Origin of the sequence: Caballeronia sp. NK8 (genome assembly GCF_018408855.1) — a bacterium.
Taxonomy (GTDB): Bacteria; Pseudomonadota; Gammaproteobacteria; order Burkholderiales; family Burkholderiaceae; genus Caballeronia.
This window is the reverse complement of sequence record NZ_AP024325.1, coordinates 1,216,560-1,236,336: the sequence shown is the minus strand read 5'-3', so window position 1 is coordinate 1,236,336 and position 19,777 is coordinate 1,216,560. Positions and strand designations below refer to the sequence as shown.

General features: G+C 65.5%; 5 protein-coding genes. All 5 read left to right on the top strand.

Going from position 1 to position 19,777, the window contains the following annotated elements; genetic code table 11:
• Window positions 1-91: 91 nt before the first annotated feature.
• From NK8_RS30925 to NK8_RS30905, 5 genes are read left to right on the top strand one after another with little or no spacing between them, the layout of a single operon-like run.
• On the top strand, window positions 92-9,631 hold the full coding sequence (locus NK8_RS30925) for a non-ribosomal peptide synthetase (RefSeq protein WP_213231983.1): 9,540 nt from the start codon (window positions 92-94) through the stop codon (window positions 9,629-9,631).
• Window positions 9,628-14,601, top strand: coding sequence for a non-ribosomal peptide synthetase (locus NK8_RS30920; RefSeq protein WP_213231981.1), 4,974 nt, complete (start codon window positions 9,628-9,630; stop codon window positions 14,599-14,601). The genes NK8_RS30925 and NK8_RS30920 overlap by 4 nt, the downstream gene beginning before the upstream one ends.
• 13 nt (window positions 14,602-14,614) lie before the next feature.
• A complete protein-coding gene (locus NK8_RS30915) occupies window positions 14,615-15,976 on the top strand; it encodes a lysine N(6)-hydroxylase/L-ornithine N(5)-oxygenase family protein (RefSeq protein ID WP_213231979.1) in 1,362 nt (453 codons plus the stop codon).
• Between the two features lie 47 nt (window positions 15,977-16,023).
• Window positions 16,024-18,225, top strand: a complete 2,202-nt coding sequence (locus NK8_RS30910) for a TonB-dependent siderophore receptor (RefSeq protein WP_213231977.1) — start codon at window positions 16,024-16,026, stop codon at window positions 18,223-18,225.
• Between the two features lie 55 nt (window positions 18,226-18,280).
• Window positions 18,281-19,126 carry a N(5)-hydroxyornithine transformylase PvdF gene (locus NK8_RS30905; protein WP_213231975.1) on the top strand — a complete coding sequence of 282 codons (846 nt, stop codon included), beginning with the start codon at window positions 18,281-18,283 and terminating at the stop codon, window positions 19,124-19,126.
• The last annotated feature ends 651 nt before the right edge of the window (window positions 19,127-19,777 follow it).

Sequence of the window (19,777 nt, the reverse complement as noted above, 5' to 3'; positions counted from 1 at the left end):
CGTCATCCCGAGTGAAGCCGCATTTCCAGCGGCCCTACGTTCACGCCGCAGCTTTTTCCGATGCGGCGGAACACCGAAGGAATTCATGCCGATGACGAGTTTCCCGACCGCGCTGCATTTGCGTATCAAAGCCCTCGCGCGTCTTCGACCCGAAGCACCCGCGCTCGCCTTCAATGCCCACGACGACGCGCGTCTTTCGCGCGGCGAACTCGACGCCCGCGCATCGCGGCTCGCGGCGCGCCTGCGCGCGGCTGGCGTCGGCGTTGAAGTGCGCGTCGGCGTGTGCGTCGAGCGTTCGTGCGAACTGTTCGTCGCGCTGCTCGCCGTGCTGAAGGCGGGTGGCGTATTCGTGCCGCTCGACCCGCATCATCCCGCCGCGCGCCTCGACTGGATCGCGAAAGATGCGAACCTCGCGCACGGTATCGTCGATGCCACCGCCGACGACACGATGCGCACGCGCTTCGCGCAATGCTTCGACGTGCAGCACGACGACCTCGAAGCGCCCGCGCTCGATGACGACACGCCCGTGCATCCGCGCGCGGCCGCGTACATGATCTACACGTCGGGTTCGACGGGCACGCCCAAGGCCGTCGTCGTCGAGCATGGTCCGCTGGCCGCGCATTGCGATGCGCTCGCGCAAGCGCTCGGCATCGGCGAGGGCGACAACCTGCTGCACTTCGCATCGGTCAATTTCGATGCCGCGCACGAGTGCTGGCTCGCACCGCTCGCGGTCGGCGCGCGTGTCGTCATCACCGCGCCGCCGCCGTTCGCGCCCGAAGCGGCGCATGCGCTGATCGAACGCGAAGGCGTGAATGTCGCCGCGTTTCCGCCTGCTTATCTGCGTGAGTTCGCGGGCATCGCCGAACGCAAGGGCGTGCCCGCATCGTTGCGCGTGCTCGCGTTCGGCGGCGAGGCGCTGTCGCGTGAAGCGTTCGCGAACGTGCGGCGCGTGTTCGCGGCGCAGCGGCTCATCAACGGTTACGGGCCGACCGAGGCCGTCATCTCGCCGATGCTGTGGCCGGTCGATCCGCATGTCACTCCCGATCTCGGCGATGCCGATGCCTACGCGTCGCTGCCGATCGGACGCGTGATCGGTCCGCGTGTCGCGCGTATCGACGATGGCGAGTTGCTGCTCGGCGGCGTGTGCATCGCGCGTGGCTATCACGGTCGCGCGGCGCTCACAGCCGAACGCTTCGTGCCGGACCCGTCGGGCGAACCGGGCGCGCGCATCTATCGCACCGGCGATCTCGCGCGTGAACGTGCCGATGGCGCATACGACTATCTCGGCCGCATCGACGATCAGGTGCAGATTCGCGGCGTGCGCGTCGAGCCTGCCGAAATCGCGGCGTGCCTGCGCGCGCATCCGTCGGTTCGCGACGCAGCCGTGCTCGCCGAGTCGGCCAATGGCCGCACGCAACTCATCGCCTGTTGCGTCCTCGCCGATGAAGCAGCGAGCGACGCCGCATTGAAGCGCTATCTCGCGGAGCAATTGCCGGCAGCGTGGCAGCCGCATCGCTTTGTACGGCTCGCACGTTTGCCCTACACGTTGAACGGCAAGCTCGACCGTGATGCATTGAAGGCACAGGTTGCGTCGGCTTCGGCCGTGCGTGATGCCGACTTCATCGCGCCCGCGACCGCGACCGAACAACGTCTTGCGCAAACCTGGCAGCGCATTCTCGACGATGCCGCGCCCATCGGCCGCGCGGATCGCTTCTTCGAACGCGGCGGCGATTCGCTAGCGGCGATGCAACTGCATGCGGCGATTCGCATCGACTGGCGTGTGAATCTGCGTCTCGACGCGATCTTCGACGATCCGTCGCTTGAAGCGCTGGCCGCATCGATCGATGCAAGCGGGCAAGAGTCGAACGCCGTGTCGATCATCAAGCGCGCCGCATCGACGAGCGATCAGCCTGCATCGTTCGCGCAACAACGCTTCTGGGTGCTGGCGCAGACGCGTGATGCGGGCTCCGCGTATCACATCGCGGGTCATTGGGATATCAGCGGCAAGCTCGATGCACACGCCCTGCAGCGCGCGCTCGATCATGTGATCGAACGGCACGAGGCATGGCGCACGACGCTCGTCGAGAACGACGACGGCATCGTGATGCAGCGCATCCACGCGTCGTTGCCGGTCGTGATCGCGCGTGCGAGCGTCGACGGACCCGAGGATGCACACGCGCTCGCTCAACGTCATGCAGGCGAAGCGTTCGATCTGTCGAACGGTCCGCTATTGCGCGCGACGCTCGTCTCGTTCAGCGATGAATCGCATCGCCTGATGCTGACCGCGCATCACGCCATCACCGATGGCTACAGCGCGCGCATCGTCTTCGATGAACTCGCGCAGGCGTATTGCGCTTACGTGCAGGGCCGCGCGCCCGCCTTGCCCGCGTTGCCGATCCAGTACGCGGATTACGCGCAATGGCAGCGCGAGCTCGTCGCGGGCGAAGAGGGCGAGCGTCAACTGGCTTACTGGCGCGACGCACTCGATGCAGCGCCGGAACCGCTCGCGCTGCCTTATGACCGCGCGCGTCCGGCAGAGCGCGATCATCGCGGTGGACGAGTGTCGTTGCGCTTGTCCGTCGATACGTCGAACGCATTGCGCGAGCGTGCGCGCAGCGCGCACGCATCGCCGTTCGTCGTGTTGCTGAGCGCGTTCGATGCGTGGCTTCATCGACTCACGGGGGCAAACGATTTCGTGGTCGCGGCGCCAGTCGCGCATCGGCAGCGGCCCGAGACTGCATCGTTGATCGGACTGTGCCTCAACACGCTTGCATTGCGCGCGCGCGTCAAACCGCATCAAACGTTTTCCGAGTTGATCGAGGCGACGCGCACGAATGCGCTCGCTGCATTCGCACATCAGGACGTGCCTTTCGATCGCGTGCTCGATGCGGTTAAGCCGCCTGTCGCGCGCGGCGACGAATGGCTGCGCGTGAAGTTCGCGCAGCAGTTCGATGCCGAACTGAAGGCGACGTTGCCGGATGCCTCGGCGATTGCGACGCCCGGCCCGGATCTAGCGGCGCGCTTCGATTTCGCGCTCGATTTCACCGACGACATGCGCGGCATCGAACTCGTCGCGGCCCATGCGCGCGATTGCATCGATGACGCCACCGCGCACGCCTGGCTCGCGAGTTTCGCGACGCTCGTCGCCGATGCAGTGCGCGATCCTTCGCGTCCGGTCGCAGCGCTCGATTGCACCGCGCAACATGATTCGCAGCGAGGCCGCGCGCTGAGCTTCGCGGCGAACGATATCCTCGCGCTGATCGCGCAACATGCGGGCGCGACGCCGCATCGCATCGCGCTTGCGGATGCACACACGCAAATCAGCTACGCCGAACTCGACGATGCATCGAACCGTGTCGCGCTTGCGCTGCGCCATAGGAGCGCACAGGCGGAACATGCGGTGGCCGTTTGCATCGAGCGTTCGGTGCACTTCGTTGTCGCATTGATCGGCGCGATGAAGTCGGGCGCGTACGCGGTGCCGCTCGATCCGGCGATGCCGCAGGCACGCCTCGACGCCGCGATCGAAGCATGCGGCGCGCACCTCGCGCTCATCGCGACGAAGGACGACAACGCGCCGCGCGCACTCGGCCATGCGCAGTTGCTCGATATCGACACGCTCGCGCACGATGCGTCGCTCGCGAATGCCGCCGTGCAGCGCGTGCAGCCCGCGCCCGACCAGAGCGCTTACGTCATCTTCACATCCGGTTCGACGGGAACGCCGAAGGGCGTCGCGGTGTCGCATCGCGCGCTTGCGGACTACGCGCAAGGCATGCTCGATGAACTCGCGTTCGCCCCCGGCGCATCGATGGCGATGGTCTCGACCGTGGCCGCCGATCTCGGTCACACGACGCTCTTTGGCGCGCTGTGCTCGGGACGCACCTTGCATCTGTTGCCGGCCCAGTGCGCGTTCGATCCGGACCGCTTCGCCGCCGAAATGCGCGCGCGCGAAGTGGGTGTATTGAAGATCGTGCCGAGTCATCTTCATGCGTTGCTCGAAGCGCAACAACCGGCGGACGTGCTGCCTTCGCATGCACTCGTGACGGGCGGCGAGTTGCTGCCGTGGGCGCTGGTCGATCGCGTGAAGGCGTTGAAGCCCGCGTGTCGCGTGATCAATCACTACGGCCCGACCGAAGCGACCGTCGGCGCGATTGCGTGCGAGGCATCCGCTTTCACGGACGACGAACGCGGCTCGCAAGGCGCGCCGCTCGGACGCCCGTTGCCGAATGCCTGCGCGTATGTATTCGATGCATCCGGCGCATGCGTGCCGCCAGGCGGCATCGGCGAGTTGCATCTCGGCGGTCCGGGTGTCGCGCGCGGCTATCTCGGACGCGCGGCGGCGACGGCGGAGCGTTTCGTGCCGCATCCGTTCGCGCACGGCGAGCGGCTTTATCGCACGGGAGACCGTGTGCGTCTGCTCGCGGATGGACGCATCGCGTTTCTCGGTCGGCTTGACGATCAGGTGAAGATTCGCGGCTATCGTGTCGAGCCGGGCGAAGTGAGCGCGGCGTTGCGTGGGATCGAAGGCGTCGCGCAGGCCGAGGCCTTGTCCGTCGATCATGACGGACGCATCCAGCTCGTATCCTTCGTGACCGGCTCCATCGATGACGAAGCAGCGCTGCGTGCCGCGCTCGCCGCGTGCTTGCCCGACTACATGGTGCCCGCGACGATCGTCGTACTCGACGCGTTGCCGGTGACGGGCAACGGCAAGATCGATCGCGCCGCGCTGCGCGACATCGCGATGAAGCCGGTGGAAACCTCCGCCGCGAGCGATGCGCCGCAAGGCGCGGCCGAAGAGGCGATCGCTGCAGTGTGGAAGGACGTGCTGAAGGCGAAGCAGATCGGCCGTGACGATAACTTCTTCGAACTCGGCGGCGATTCGATTCTCGTGCTGCAAGTGATCGCGCGTCTGCGCAAGCGTGGTCTGCGCGCGACGCCGAAGCAGGTCTTCGACAACGCGACCGTCGCGCATCTCGCGCTCGTCGCGAAAGCGATCGAGACGACGGAAGCGAAAGCGCCCGTCGAGGCAACGAAGCAGGGCGGCGACAACCCGATGCTGACGCCCGCGCAATTGCGCTTCTTCGCACTCGACATCGCGCAACGCGGACACTGGAATCAGTCGATCGAACTCGACGCGCATACGTCATTCGATCTCGATGCCTTCGCGCACGCCTTCGAAGCGCTGCTGACGCATCACGAGATTTTCCGGCAACGCTTCGAGCGCGATGGCGCAACGAATGCATGGCGCATCGTGCAGGCGCAAAAAGCGTTCGATACGCTGCCGCTCGCGGCCATCGACGTCCACGACGAAACCGATGCGCTCGCGCAGTTCGATGCGATTCAACGCACGCTCGACATCGCACGCGGACCGCTCGCGTGCGCGCTCGCCGCGTCGCTGCCGGACGGCCGCACCAAGGCGTATCTGGCGATTCATCATCTGATCGTCGATGGCGTGTCGTGGCGCATCCTGCTCGACGATCTGCAGAGCGCGTATCGCGCGGCGCAAACGCGCGGCATCGCGAGCCTGACGCGCACCGGCGCGACTGCGGCGCAATGGGCCGCGCGTCTCGCGAAGGCCGCGCGTGATCCGCAATCGCCGTTCGCCGGCGAAGCGCAATACTGGACGACGATGGCGTCGTCAGGCGATGACCTGCGTCTCGATCATCCGCAGAAGAAGGCGACGAACGCCGACGCGCAAGTCATCGAACAGACGCTCGACGCGCGGCTCACGCGCGCCGCGCTGACCGATGCAAACGCAGCCTGGCGCACGCAGACGGTCGAGCTGCTGATCGGGGCGCTCGCGCATGCGATCGGCGCGACGTGCCGCATCGAGCTCGAAGGACACGGCCGCGAGCCGCTTTTCGACGACATCGATGCAAGCCGCACGCTCGGCTGGCTGACGAGTCATTACCCGGTGTCGGTGCCGGTCGAGGCGACGCCCGCCGCGACGCTCGCCGCGGCCAAGGACACGTTGCGTGCCGTGCCTCACAAGGGGCTGGGCTTCGGCGTGCTGCGCCACTACGGCGACGATGCGACGCGCGCGTCACTCGAAGCGCTGCCGCGTCCGCGCGTGACGTTCAACTATCTGGGCCAGTTCGATTCGCATGACGCGCGCGATGCCGCGTTCGCGCCGCGTTTCGGCGGCGCGGGTTGCGAGCGCGACCCTGCCGGGCCGCTCGGCAACGCGCTCGCGATTCACGCTTATGTCGATGACCAGGCCGAACGCACGCTCAAGCTGCATTGGGTTTATGGTTCGACGCAATTCGAACGCGCGACCATCGAAGCCCTTGCACAACGCTTCGAAAGCACGCTCGCCGATATCGTCGCCGCATGCGCCGAACGCATCGCGAGCAAAGGCGCGGGCGCAACGCCGGGCGATTTCCCGCTCGCGCGCGACGGCGGCCTGACGCAAGCGGCGCTCGAACGTATGGCGGTGGATTTGCGAGGCGTCGCCGATATCTATCCGCTTGCGCCGATGCAGCAGGGCATCCTGTTCCACTCGCTGTTTGCGCCGGAGCAATCGACCTATGTGAACCAGCTCGCGGCGACGCTGATCGCGCCCGATGTCAAGCGCTTGCGCGCCGCGTTCGAAGCCGCGCCGCCGCGTCACGATATCCTGCGCACGGCCTTCACGCCCGACGAAGCCGCGCCGATGCAGATCGTGCATCGCCATGCGCGCATGCCATTCGACGTGCTCGACTGGCGTGATCGTCGCGATGTCCTGGCGTCGTTCGAAACGTGGCTCGCCGAAGACCGCGCGCGCGGCTTCGATCTCGCGACGCCGCCGTTGATGCGCGTCACGCTGATCCGCCTGACGGACGACGAATGGCGCATCGTGTGGACGCGTCACCATCTGTTGCTCGACGGCTGGAGCACCGCGCGCATGTTCGCGGACATCTTGCGCGATTACATCGAGCCGCCGCGTGCACAGCCTTTCGCGGCGCATCCGAAGACGCGCTATCGCGACTTCATCGCATGGCTTGCTGCGCGCAACGTTGCAGCGGACGAAGCATTCTGGCGTGAGCGTCTCGCGCGCCTCGACGAACCGACGCGCATCGCCGAGCGTGAAGCCAGCGATAAGCCAACGCTCGCCGATCATCGCACGTGGCGCGCGACGCTCGATGCCGCGACGACCGCCCGCCTGACCGACACCGCGCGCCGTCTGCGCGTGACCCTCAACACGCTCGTGCAAGGTGCGTGGGCGCTTGCGTTGCAGCGCATGACGCATCACGCGAGCGTCGCGTTCGGCGCGACGGTGGCGGGACGTCCCGATACATTGCAAGACATCGACGGCGTGCTCGGCCTCTTCATCAACACGGTGCCGGTCATCACCGCGCCGCTGCCGCAACGTGCCGCATCCGCGTGGCTGCGCGAATTGCAGTCCGACAACGCCGCCGCCAACGAACACGCGCATACGCCGCTCGCGGATATCCAGCGCTGGGCGGGTCAGGGCGGCGGCGCATTGTTCGATACGCTCGTCGTGTTCGAAAACTATCCCGTCGATGAAGCGTGGGCCGGCCGCGATCCGCGCGCGCTGACGATGCGCGATCTTCGCAACATCGAAGCGACGGACTTTGCGCTGACGCTCGTCGTGGAGGCGGGCGAGTCGATCGTCATCGATTACGGATACGACGCCGCGCGTCTCGATGAAGCGCGCGTGGCGGCGCTGCATCGCGCATTGTCAGCCTGTCTCGATGCCTTCGCCGCCAACGCCGATGCGCCTCTCGGTTCGATCTCGCTGCCGGAGGACGCGGGCCGCTTCAACGCGACGTCGCGTGAATGGAGCGATGTGCAAGGCGCGCCGCTGCATCGACAGTTCGAGCGCATGGCGAAGGCCGCGCCGGACGCTATCGCGTTAGAGATGGCTGCTGTGGATGGCACGCTGCATCGCATGACGTATGCAGAGCTGGACGCGCGCGCGGACCGCGTCGCTGCCGCGCTGGTCAGTGCGGGAGTCACGCCGGACACGGCGGTCGCGTTGTGCGTCGAGCGTTCGTTCGAAATGGTCGTCGCGCTGTTCGGCGTGTTGAAGGCGGGTGCGGCGTATCTGCCTGTCGATCCGGATTATCCAGCGGAGCGTATCGCATACCTGCTCGACGATGCGAAACCCGCCGTCGTGCTGACCCAGGCGCATTTGCGCGAGAGTGTCGAAGCGGCTGCGTCGGGCGCACGCGTCTTCGATATCGGCGCGCTCATGGAGAACGGCGCGGGGCTTGCATCGCGTATCGAAGTGACCGGCGCGCAACTGGCGTATCTGATCTATACGTCGGGTTCGACCGGCAAGCCCAAAGGCGCGGGCAACACACACGAGGCGCTTTCGAACCGCATCGCGTGGATGCAGGACGCGTATCGCCTGACCGACGCCGATGTCGTGCTCCACAAAACCCCGTTCGGCTTCGATGTCTCCGTGTGGGAGTTCGTCTGGCCGCTCGCGACGGGCGCGAAACTCGCGATTGCCGCGCCCGGCGATCATCGCGATCCTGCACGCCTCGTTGCGGCGATCGAGGCCCATCGTGTGAGCACGCTGCATTTCGTGCCGTCGATGCTCGCGGCGTTCGTTGCGCATATCGATGAATTCGGCGAGGCAGTGCGTTGCGCGAGTATCGAGCGGATCGTCGCGAGTGGCGAAGCGCTCGCGCCGGAACTCGTCGCGCGCGTGGCGCGGCTCATGCCGCACGCGCGTCTGTACAACCTTTACGGCCCGACGGAAGCGGCCATCGACGTGTCGCACTGGACCTGCCGTGCGAGCGATATCGATGCGCCTTCCGTGCCGATTGGGCATCCGATCGCGAACCTGCAACTGCATGTGCTCGACGCAGCGCTGCATCCGGTGCCTGCCGGCGGTATCGGCGAACTGTATCTCGGCGGCGCGGGCCTCGCGCGCGGCTATCTCGGACGCGCGTCGCTGACTGCGGAGCGCTTCGTGCCCGATCCGTTCATCTCGGGCGCGCGGCTTTATCGCACGGGCGATCTCGCGCGGCGGCGCGACGACGGCGCGCTCGAGTATCTCGGCCGCATCGATACGCAAGTCAAGCTGCGCGGACAACGCATCGAGCCGGGCGAGATCGAGGCGCTGCTCCGCGGCGAACCGAATGTGCGCGATGCAGTCGTGATCGTGCGCGAAGAAGAGTTGATCGGCTATATCGCATGCGGTGCGCCCGATTCGTTCGACGAAGCCGCCGCGCTGAATTCGTTGCGTTCGCAGCTACCTGCCTACATGGTGCCCGCGCATGTGATCGCGCTGGATGCCTTGCCCGTCACGCCGAACGGCAAATGCGACCGCAATGCGCTGCCCGCGCCGGCGCGCCCGCAAAGAACCGTCGAAGCGCCGCAGACGCCGACCGAGCGCGAACTCGCGGCGATCTGGCAGCGCGTGCTGCATATCGAAACCGTCGGACGCGATGACGACTTCTTCGCGCTGGGCGGCCATTCGCTGCTCGCGACGCAGGCAAACGCGCAAGCCAACCTGCACTGGTCGCTGACGCTGCCGCTGCGCACGCTCTTCGACCAACGCACGCTCGCGCGCTGCGCCGCCGCGATCGATGCCGCGCTGACTCAGCGTGACGCGACAGGCGGCGCACACGATGCGGCAAGCGCCATCGACGCGTTGCTCGATGAACTGGAAACGCAATGACAAGCACAAGAGAAAACAAACCCGATCTGCTTTCGCTCGCGACACGCTTTGCGCAGTTACCCGATGCGCAGCGCAAAGTGTTCGTCGCGCGGCTCGCGGATGCGGGCATCGACTTTCGCATGCTGCCCATTCCGTCGCGCGCACGTGGCGATGCATGCGTCGCGAGCGTGCCCGCGTCGTTCGCGCAGACGCGCTTGTGGCTGCACGCGCGCATGATCGATGAACCGGCGGCGTATCACATCACGGAGCGCCTGCAACTCGACGGCGCGCTCGATGCGAATGCGCTGCGCCTTTCATGCGATGCGCTGATCGCACGCCACGAAGCGCTGCGCACTACCTTCGCCGAAAGCGCGGACGGCGTGCTGCAAACCGTGCATGCGCCGATGCGCAGTCCGTGGCAGTCGGTCGATCTCACCCACGTGCCGGTGGCGGAACGTGAAGCGCGTGCCGCCGCGCTCGCGCTCGCCGACGAAGCGCGCCCGTTCGATCTCGCGCACGCGCCGCTCATGCGCGCGCATCTCATCAGGCTCGATGCGCACACGCACTGGCTTTCGCTGACGACGCATCACATCGTGTCGGATGGCTGGTCCGCCGATATCGCGCTGGCCGAACTCGCATCGTTCTATCGTGCGTATGCGCGCGGCGAGGCGGTGTCGGTGGCGCCTTTGCCGATTCAATATGCGGATTTCGCACTCTGGCAGCGCCGTTGGCTCGATGCGGGCGAGCGCGAGCGGCAACTCGATTTCTGGCGCGCGCGGCTCGATCCGTCGCGCGACGTGCTGATGCTGCCGGGCGCGGCGGCGCGTCCGAGCGAACGCAGCGCGCGCGGCGCGCGTCATGTGTTCACGCTCGATGCCGCGCTCGCCGCACGTCTGCGCGTGTTCGCCAACGAACGCCGCGCGACGCCGTTCGCCGTGCTGCTTGCCGCGCTGAATGCGCTGTTCGCGCGCGCATCGGGCGAAGCGCATATCCAGATCGGCGTGCCTGCCGCGAATCGCGAGCGCGCCGAGACGGCGGGTCTGATCGGCTTCTTCGTCAACACGCTGACGCTCGCGGCGCGCGTCGACGCGACGCAGCCTTTCGCGACATTCGTCGATGCCGCGCAAGACGCGCTCGTCGATGCGCAATCGCATCAGGACGTGCCGTTCGAGCAGGTCGTCGAAGCGCTGGGCGTCGTGCGCAGCGCGAGCCATCATCCGCTCTTTCAGGTGATGACGGCCTACGGCGCGCGCCGTGCGTTACCCGCTTTCGCCGATGTGCGCGCGACCGAATTGTCCTCGGGCACGCCGTTCGCGAAGTTCGATCTGACCGCGAGCTTCGAGGAACGCGCGCACGGTTCGCTCGCCGCCGCGTTCATCTACGCGCTCGATCTGTTCGAAGCCGATGCCATCGAACGGCTCGCGCGCCGCTTCGTCGAATTGTTGCGCGATGCGCTGGACGCGCCACAAACGCTCATCGGCGATTTGCAATGGCTGCCGCAGGACGAGCGCGCGCAACTCGATGCATGGAATCGCAACGCGCCCGAGCATGCGCCGGCCTTCGTCTCCGTGCAGCAGCGCATTGCGCGTCACGCGCATGCGCGGCCCGACGCGCGCGGCGTCGCCGACATGACGCGCGCCTTCACGCGCGGCGAAGTCGATGCGCGGGCGACGCGTATCGCGCAACGTCTCATCGCTGCCGGCGTGCGGGCCGAGATGCGCGTGGGCGTCGCGTTGAGCCGTTCGGTCGATCTGCTCGTCGGCCTGATTGCGGCGCTGAAGTCCGGCGGCGCGTTCGTGCCGCTCGATCCGAGTCATCCGCGTGAACGCCTCGCGCAGATTCTCAACGATGCGCGTATCGAACACATCGTCACCGAGCGTGCGAGTCTGGATGCGCTGCCCGTGCCGCCGAACGCGCGCATCCTCCTTCTCGACGACGAAAGCCTCTACTCCGACGATGAAACGTCGCGTATCGCATTGCCCGAGGTCGTATCGGAGCAGGCCGCCTACGCGATCTATACATCGGGTTCGACCGGCAAGCCGAAGGGCGTGATCGTCGATCATGGCTCGTTCGCGCGCCATTGCGTCGCCATTGCCGAACGTTATGGCGCGACGGAGCAGGACACGTTCATGCTGTTCCAGTCGGTCAACTTCGACGGCGCGCATGAAGGCTGGTTCTCGCAGTACATCTCGGGCGCGGCGGTCGCGATCACCGCCGACACGCTCTGGCCGCCCGCGCTGACGTGCAGGCTCATGCGCAAGGAAGGCGTGACGATGACCTACGTGCCGCCCGGCTGCGCGACGCAGCTCGCGGAATGGGCGCTCGTGCACGGCGCGCCGCCTACGTTGAAATCGATCACGGTCGGCGGCGAGGCGACCTCGCGCGAAGCCTTCGCGCTGATGCGCCGCGCATTTCCGAACGCGCGCATCGTCAACGGCTATGGTCCGACGGAAACCGTCATCACGCCGATGCTGTGGATGTTCAATCCCGGCGACGATCCCGCCAAGCTCGCGGATTGCGCCTATCTGCCGATCGGTACGCTGGTCGGCGCGCGGACCGCGCATGTGCTCGATGAGCGTCTGAATCCGCTGCCCGTCGGCGTGATCGGCGAACTGTATCTCGGCGGTGAAGGCGTGGGCGTCGCGCGCGGCTATCTCGACCGGCCCGCGCTCACCGCCGAGCGCTTCGTGCCCGATCCGTATGGCGAACCCGGCGCGCGTCTCTATCGCACGGGCGATCTCGTGCGGCGTCGCGCCGATGGTGTATTCGACTTCATCGGCCGCGTCGATCATCAGGTGAAGTTGCGCGGCTTGCGTATCGAACTCGGCGAGATCGAAGCGCAGCTCGCCGCGCACGACGACGTGCGCGAGGCGTGCGCCGTCGTGCGCGGCAAGGGCGCGCAGGCGGCACTCGTCGCCTACGTCGAATTGAAAGCCGATGCGCGCGAACGCGCTGCGCTGGGCCGCGCCGCCGATGCCGCCGAACTCGACGCCCATTTGCGCCGCACGTTACCGGACTACATGGTGCCCGCGCATATCGTCGTGCTCGATGCATTGCCGCGCAACGCGAACAGCAAGGTGGATCGCGCGGTGCTTCCCGAGCCGCCGAAGAAGGAGCGCGTGTACGAAGCACCGGCGGCGGGCGCCGAAGCCGCGCTCGCGAAAATCTGGCGCGAAGTGCTGAACGTCGAGCGCGTGGGACGTGCCGATCATTTCTTCGAACTCGGCGGGCATTCGCTCGCGGCGGTGCGTGTCGTGACGCGCGTGGCCGAAACGCTCGGACGCGACGTGCCGGTGCGCGCGCTGTTCGAAACGCCGGTGCTGTCGCAATACGCGAAGCGCGTGGTGCAGGCGAGCGCATGCGAAGGCGCTGCTTCGGATGTCGTGCAGGCCGCGTTCGGACCGGACGCAAACGGCGTGTGGCCGCTCTCCGCCGCACAACTCGGGCTCTGGTTCCTGTGGCGCGCGCAGCCGCACAGCGCCGCGTACAACATTCCGGTCGCGGTGCGCCTGCGTGGTCCGCTCGATGCCGACGCCCTGCGTGAAGCGCTCGCGCAAGCGGCCGCGCGTCATCCGGCGTTGCGCACGCAACTGGTCGAACGCGAAGGCGCATTGCCGGGGCAACGGATCACGCCGATGTGGCATGTCGACTTGCCGGTGATCGATCTCGCGGGACGGTTTGACGAAGCGAAGTGCATCACCGATGAAGACGCGCTCACGCCGTTCGACCTCGCCGCCGCGAAGCATCTCTGGCGCGCGCATCTGTTGCGCCTTGCCGACGATGATCACGTGCTGTCGCTCGTCGTGCATCACATCGTGTCGGATGGCACGTCGATCGATCTGTGGCTCGACGATATCCGCGCTACCTACGTCGCGTTGCAAAAGGGCGCGTCGGTGTCGGAGCGCGTTTCGAATGCGCTGGTGTTGCCGTCGTCGGCGACGGGCGCGCGTTTGGCGTTCTGGCGCGATGCGCTTCGCGACGTGCCCGCGATCACGCTGCCCGCGCCCGCGTCGGGCCGCGCGGAAGATCCGCAATGGTTCGCGAGCCGTATCGCATTCGATCTCGACGGCTCGCTCGTCGAGCGTGCGCGCTCGCTCGCGATGGACTGCCACGCCACGCTGCCGATGCTGTTGCACGCAGCGCTCAACGCGGCGCTGCACGGTTTGACGGGCGCGGACGATCAGCCCATCGGCGTGCTCGCATCGACACGCGAATCGACCGGCGATGCCGCGCGTGACGCGCTTGGGCTCTTCATCAACGCGGTGGTCGTTCGCACGCGCATGACGAAACGCGATACACCCGCGAACGTGCTCGCCACGGTGCGCGATGCCGCGCTCGCCGCCTACGCGCACGCCGACGTGCCATTCGCCGATGTCGTGTCCGCCTTGAACGCGCCGCGTCCCGGCGCGGGCAATCCGCTGTTCCAGGTGATGTTCAATTACCTTCGCCCGGCCGCGATGGCCACGCGCGACTGGGCGGGCCTCGCCATCGAAGGTTTCGACGACGTGCGTCATCGCGTCGTGTTCGATCTGGAACTGGACGTCACCGAGTATCCGGATGGCCGCGTGAGTTGCTCGTTCTCTTACGCGAACGAACGTGTCGATGGCGGGTTCGTCGAGACGCTCGCGAAACGTTATCTCGCGACCGTCGAGCAGTTCGCCCACGCGCCGCACGATGTGTTCGACGCATCTGAGGCGGCGCTCGAAAGCGGCCCGCGCGCCGTGGCTGTCGCGCCTTCAGGCGAGGCGAGCGCGGATGCAACGGCGCTCGCCGATGTCTGGCGCGAATGCTTCGACGGCCAGACCGTCACGCCACATCAAGACCTCTTTGCAGCAGGCGCGACTTCATTCGCCGTCGTGCGCTTCGTCGATGCGGCGCGCAAGGCCGGCTTCGACATCGCGATTCAGGACGTATTCGCCACGCCGCATTTCGCGGGCCTCGCCGCGACGCTCGCGCGCCGCGTTTCGCTGGCATCGACCAATGACATCTGAGAGACACAGGGACATGAAGAAAGAAACCGTATTCGATCTGATCGGCGTCGGCTTTGGGCCGTCCAATCTGTCGCTGGCCGTGCGGCTCGCGGAAGAGAGCGGCGCGTTGAACCGCAAGCATTGCTATATCGAGCGGCAGCCGGAGTTCGGCTGGCATCGCGACATGTTGCTCGACGATTGCCGCATGCAGATTTCCTTCCTGAAGGACCTCGTCACGCAACGCGATCCGACGAGCCGCTTCACGTTCATCAACTATCTGTTCGAGCGCGGACGCCTGAACGAATTCGTGAACCTGAAGAACTTCTATCCGACGCGCGTGGAGTTTCACGATTATCTGAGCTGGGTCGCACAGGCATTCGACGATCGCGTGCACTACGGACAGAGCGTCACGGCCATCGAGCCGGTGTTCGAGGCGAATGGCGACGTGAGCGCACTGCGCGTCGTGTCGCAGGATCAGGACGGCCGCGAATGGCGTCGCGTGACGGGCGCGCTGTCGGTCGGCGTCGGCGGCACGGCGCGCGTGCCGGAGCCGTTCGCATCGCTCGGCCCGCACAACGTGATTCATTCGTCGGCGTATCTCAGCTCGATCGAGCGCGTCGCGGGCGACGATCGCAACGGCAAGAAGCGCATCGCGGTGATCGGCGCGGGACAGAGCGCGGCCGAAGTGTTCACCGATCTCACGCGCCGTTTCCCGCACGTCGACGCAACGCTCGTGATTCGCGCGAGCGCGCTCAAGCCCGCCGACGACACGCCCTTCGTCAACGAGATTTTCAGCCCCGAGTTCACGGATGTCGTGTATTCGCAGTCGGAAGACGGACGTCGCTCGTTGATCGAGCGTTTCCGCGATACCAACTACGCGGTCGTCGATCGTCCGTTGATCGAGCAGATCTACGAAATGCTCTATCTGCAAAAGGTTTCCGATGACACGCGCCATCGTTTGCTGGCGAACACGGGCATCGAGAACACCGCGCGCCGCGCGAACGGCGAAATCGAGCTGACGATGCGCGACATGCTCACCGGCCACGCGCACGCGGAGCGCTTCGATGCGCTCGTGCTCGCCACGGGATATCGGCGCGACACGCATCTCGCGCTGCTCGACGGCCTCGCGCCGCATCTCGACGACGCGCTCGCGCAAGGCAGCGTGGGTCGCGATTACCGGCTGGTCGCGCCTGCGAATTTCAAGCCGCGCATCTATCTGCAAGGGTGCTGCGAGGAGAGTCATGGCCTCTCCGACACGCTGCTTTCCGTGCTCGCGGTGCGTTCGGACGAGATTGCCGCGTCGCTCGCGGATGCCGGACAGGACAACGCCGCGACGCAAGCGGCGGCTACGAAGCAAACCGGGGTGAGCGGCGGCCGCGTGGCCGTGGCTCTTTGACAAAGTAGCGGCGAACAGGAAGCCGCATTGCGATGGAGAAAAGAAGAATGATGTTGGCAAGGGGGACGCGCCGGAGCGCGATCGCCGTGGCGGCAAGCGCGGCGTTTGGCGTGGCAGCGATGAATCATGCTCACGCACAGGAGCAGCAACAACAGCAACAGCAGGCGCAGGACGTCGCGCAGCAGACGAGCACGCTGCCTGCGGTGCGCGTGAACGCGTCGGCGGACAGCGACGGCACGGTCGGCCTCGTCGCGCGCAAGAGCCGCACCGGCACGAAGACCGATACGCCCATCGACGAGATTCCGCAGACGATCAATGTCGTCACGTCGACGCAGATCGAGGAGACGGGCGCGACGACCATTAACGAAGCGTTGCGCTACGTGCCGGGATTTTCGTCGTATGGCTCGGATGTTCGTTCGGATTGGTACTCGGCATTGCGCGGCTTCACGCCGACGGTTTTCGTCGATGGACTGCAGGTGCCCAATACGCTGAACCTGTCGAGCTGGCGCGTCGATCCGTACATGATCGACAGCATCACGATCCTGCGCGGCCCCACCTCGGTGCTGTACGGTCAGGGCGATCCTGGCGCGATCGTCGATGTGCAGAGCAAGCTCGCCGATGGCGGGCGCTATCGCGAAGCGGGCGTGCAGATCGGCAATTACGCGCGCAAGCAGGTGATGTTCGACATCGGCGACAAGATCGACAAGGACGGCACGCTGTCGTATCGAGTGCTCGCCGTGGGACGCGACGGCAATTCGATGACCGGTCCGCATGCGGAGCAGCGTTTCGCGATTGCGCCATCGGTGCGCTGGCAGCCGAGCGCGAATACGTCGTTGACGATCGCGGCGAGCTATCTGCAGGACTGGGGCGATGCATCGAACAACTTCCTGCCCGCGCAGGGCACGGTGCTGCCGAATCCGAACGGAAAGATTTCGCCTGATTTGTACACGGGAGATCCGACCTATTCGTACTATCGCAAGAAGGAATGGTCGATCGGCTATCAGTTCGAGCACAAGTTCAACGACATCTGGACGTTCCGGCAGAACACGCGCTGGATGCATCTGTCGCTCGACAACGGCGCAGTGTGGGGCGGCGGTCTCGATCCGAGCGATCCGACTGAACAGACGCTCGCGCGTTACGCGGGCCTCTTTCAACCGAACTACAGCCGCTTCGATATCGACAATCAGGCACAGGCGCGCTTCGGCACGGGACCGCTCGAACATACCGTGCTGCTCGGCTTCGAGTACAACCGTCAGAACTCGACCGACAGCGAATGGCTCGCGCAGGCGCCGAGCCTGAACATGTACAACCCGGTCTATACGCCGGTATCGACCGCGATCTTCAGCGGCCCTGATTCCTTCGGTCAGACCAACACGCGCACGACGCTCGATTCGTTCGGCCTCTATGCGCAGGATCAGGTCAAGTGGAACCGCTGGATGCTGACCGTGGGCGCGCGCGAGGACTGGAGCAACACGAAGCAGGACGACATCGTCGGCGGAACGCAACTGAAGCAGGACGACAGCGCATTCACGGGACGTGTCGGCCTGACGTATCTCGGCGATTACGGCTTGTCGCCGTACATCAGCTATTCGACTTCGTTCAATCCGGTCATCGGCGTGAAGATGGCGGATGGCGGGCTGGCCGCGCCGACCAAGGGCAAGCAGATCGAAGCGGGTCTGCGCTGGCAGCCGCCGGGCAAGAACCTGATGCTCGGCGCCGCGGTGTATCAGATCAATCAGAAGAACGTCCTGACGCCCGATCCGAACGATCCGACCGGCACGTTCTCCGTGCAGACGGGCGAAGTGCGTTCGCGCGGCATCGAGCTTTCCGCGGTGGGCAACGTGACGCGCAATCTGTCGGTGATCGCGGCTTACGTCTATCAGGATGTGAAGAACATCAGCGCGAACGATGTGACGCTCGGCAAGTGGCCGGTGTCAATTCCGCTGCCGCGTCAGATGGCGTCGTTGTGGGCTGACTGGACGTGGCATTCGGGACCGCTCGATGGCCTTGGCTTCGGCGCGGGCATTCGCTATCAAAGCGGACTCGCGGGCGCGGCGGACAACTCGCTCTATATCCCGAGCTACACGGTGTACGACGCCGCCGTTCATTACGACACGCAGCATTGGCGTTTCGCGGTGAACGCGTCGAACATTTTCAATCGCACGTTCGTGAGCGGTTGCCAGTCGGATTCGGCCTGTTTCTATGGCAATCCGCGCACGGTGATCGCGAGCGCCCGTTATAACTGGTGATGATCGCTGGCGGCGCCGGCGTGATCGGTGCCGCCATTTTTTCCAGCAGGATTCAATGTCGAAGATAAAACTGGTCTACATCATGTCTTTGCGCAACGCGGCTGCGGATCGCGCGGGACAGCACGTCGAGTACAAGGGCGGTACGCGCTACATGAAGTCGCCGCTGGAATATCTCGTCGAGCAGCTCAACGCTTCGCCGTTGGGCGATCTGTATTCGCTCGAAGGCGTGGTCTATGACGATGACGAAGGCTCGCCGCGCGATCGCGAGAAGCTCGCGGGATATGGCTTTCGTTACGCGCCCGGTGGGCAGTGGATTCATCCGCCGGAACTCGCCGTGCAGGGCGTGCCGGTGACGAGTCTGCTGCATGCGATTCCGTCGGCTTATCGGCGTTTGCCCGTCGATGCGGTCGCCGAGCGCGCAGTGCAGAAGAGTTCGTTCGAGAAGCGTCTGCTCGATAAGCTGCATTCGCTCGATGCGGATTTCGTCGTGCTCGATGGGTTGCTTGTGATTCTCGATGAACTGGTTCGGCCGGGGGCGGAGTTTTGTCGGCGCATTGCGAATATTCATCCGGGCGTTACGCGGCTCGGGTCGCCGTTTGAGCGGCGCGGGGCTTATGCGACGCTCGATGCGCTCTATGGCGCGCGGGGGGAGCGCGTGGTGGATTGGAGCACGATGCGTGTGGAGCCCGCTCCCGTGATCGATAGGACTGGTGCTTCGTTTCATTACGTCGATAACGGGATCGATTCGGGTGAAGTGATTTTTGATGTGCTCGGCACGAGTATCGATCCCGTCGATAACATTCTTGAATTGCGCTGGAATAACTTTCAGCGGAGTTTGTTTCCTGCGCTTGAAGGGGGGCTTTTGGCTATGGCTGAAGTTCTTGCTAGGGACGTTGTTTAGGGCGTTGTTTTGTTTTCGCCGGATCCCGTTGGCGTGTCGGTCTATTGGTGTTGCCCCTGTGCGGGGCGGCAGTCACTTTCTTTGCTGCTGCAAAGAAAGTAACCAAAGAAAGCAGCTCGAGACGCCCGCGGTCACACGCAGTTTGAGTGTTCTTCTCGTCGATCGTGGCGTCTGTAGCGAGTGCCCTCATAGGCCTCATCGGGCTTGGACCGCGCACGGTCTGACAAGCCATTCGTTTTAGCGCGCTGGTTCAGCACGAAAGAGTTCCGGCACAGCGCTACGCGCTACCGTTGGGTACGCAAGGGAAACCGACGAAAAAAAGGGCAACGTAGAAGTACTCGCAGACCCGATTGACCCATCGGCCGCGCAGCGGGCCGGAGCCATTTCGTGCTGAACCAGTCGCGCGTGTGGTGCGATGTGACAGACCGTGCGCGGTCCAAGCCCGGTTAGGCCTACGAGGGCACTCGCTACTGCTGTGCCAAGACCGATCGCCTGTGCCGGGGCCGGCATGAAGTACTTTGGATGGGGAAAGCTGCTTTCTTTGGTTACTTTCTTTGCAGCAGCAAAGAAAGTGACCCCCGCCCCGGGGAGGGGCAGTGCTAATAGACCGACACGAAATCAGGATTCCATAGAAGCCGAAGCCGAAGCCGA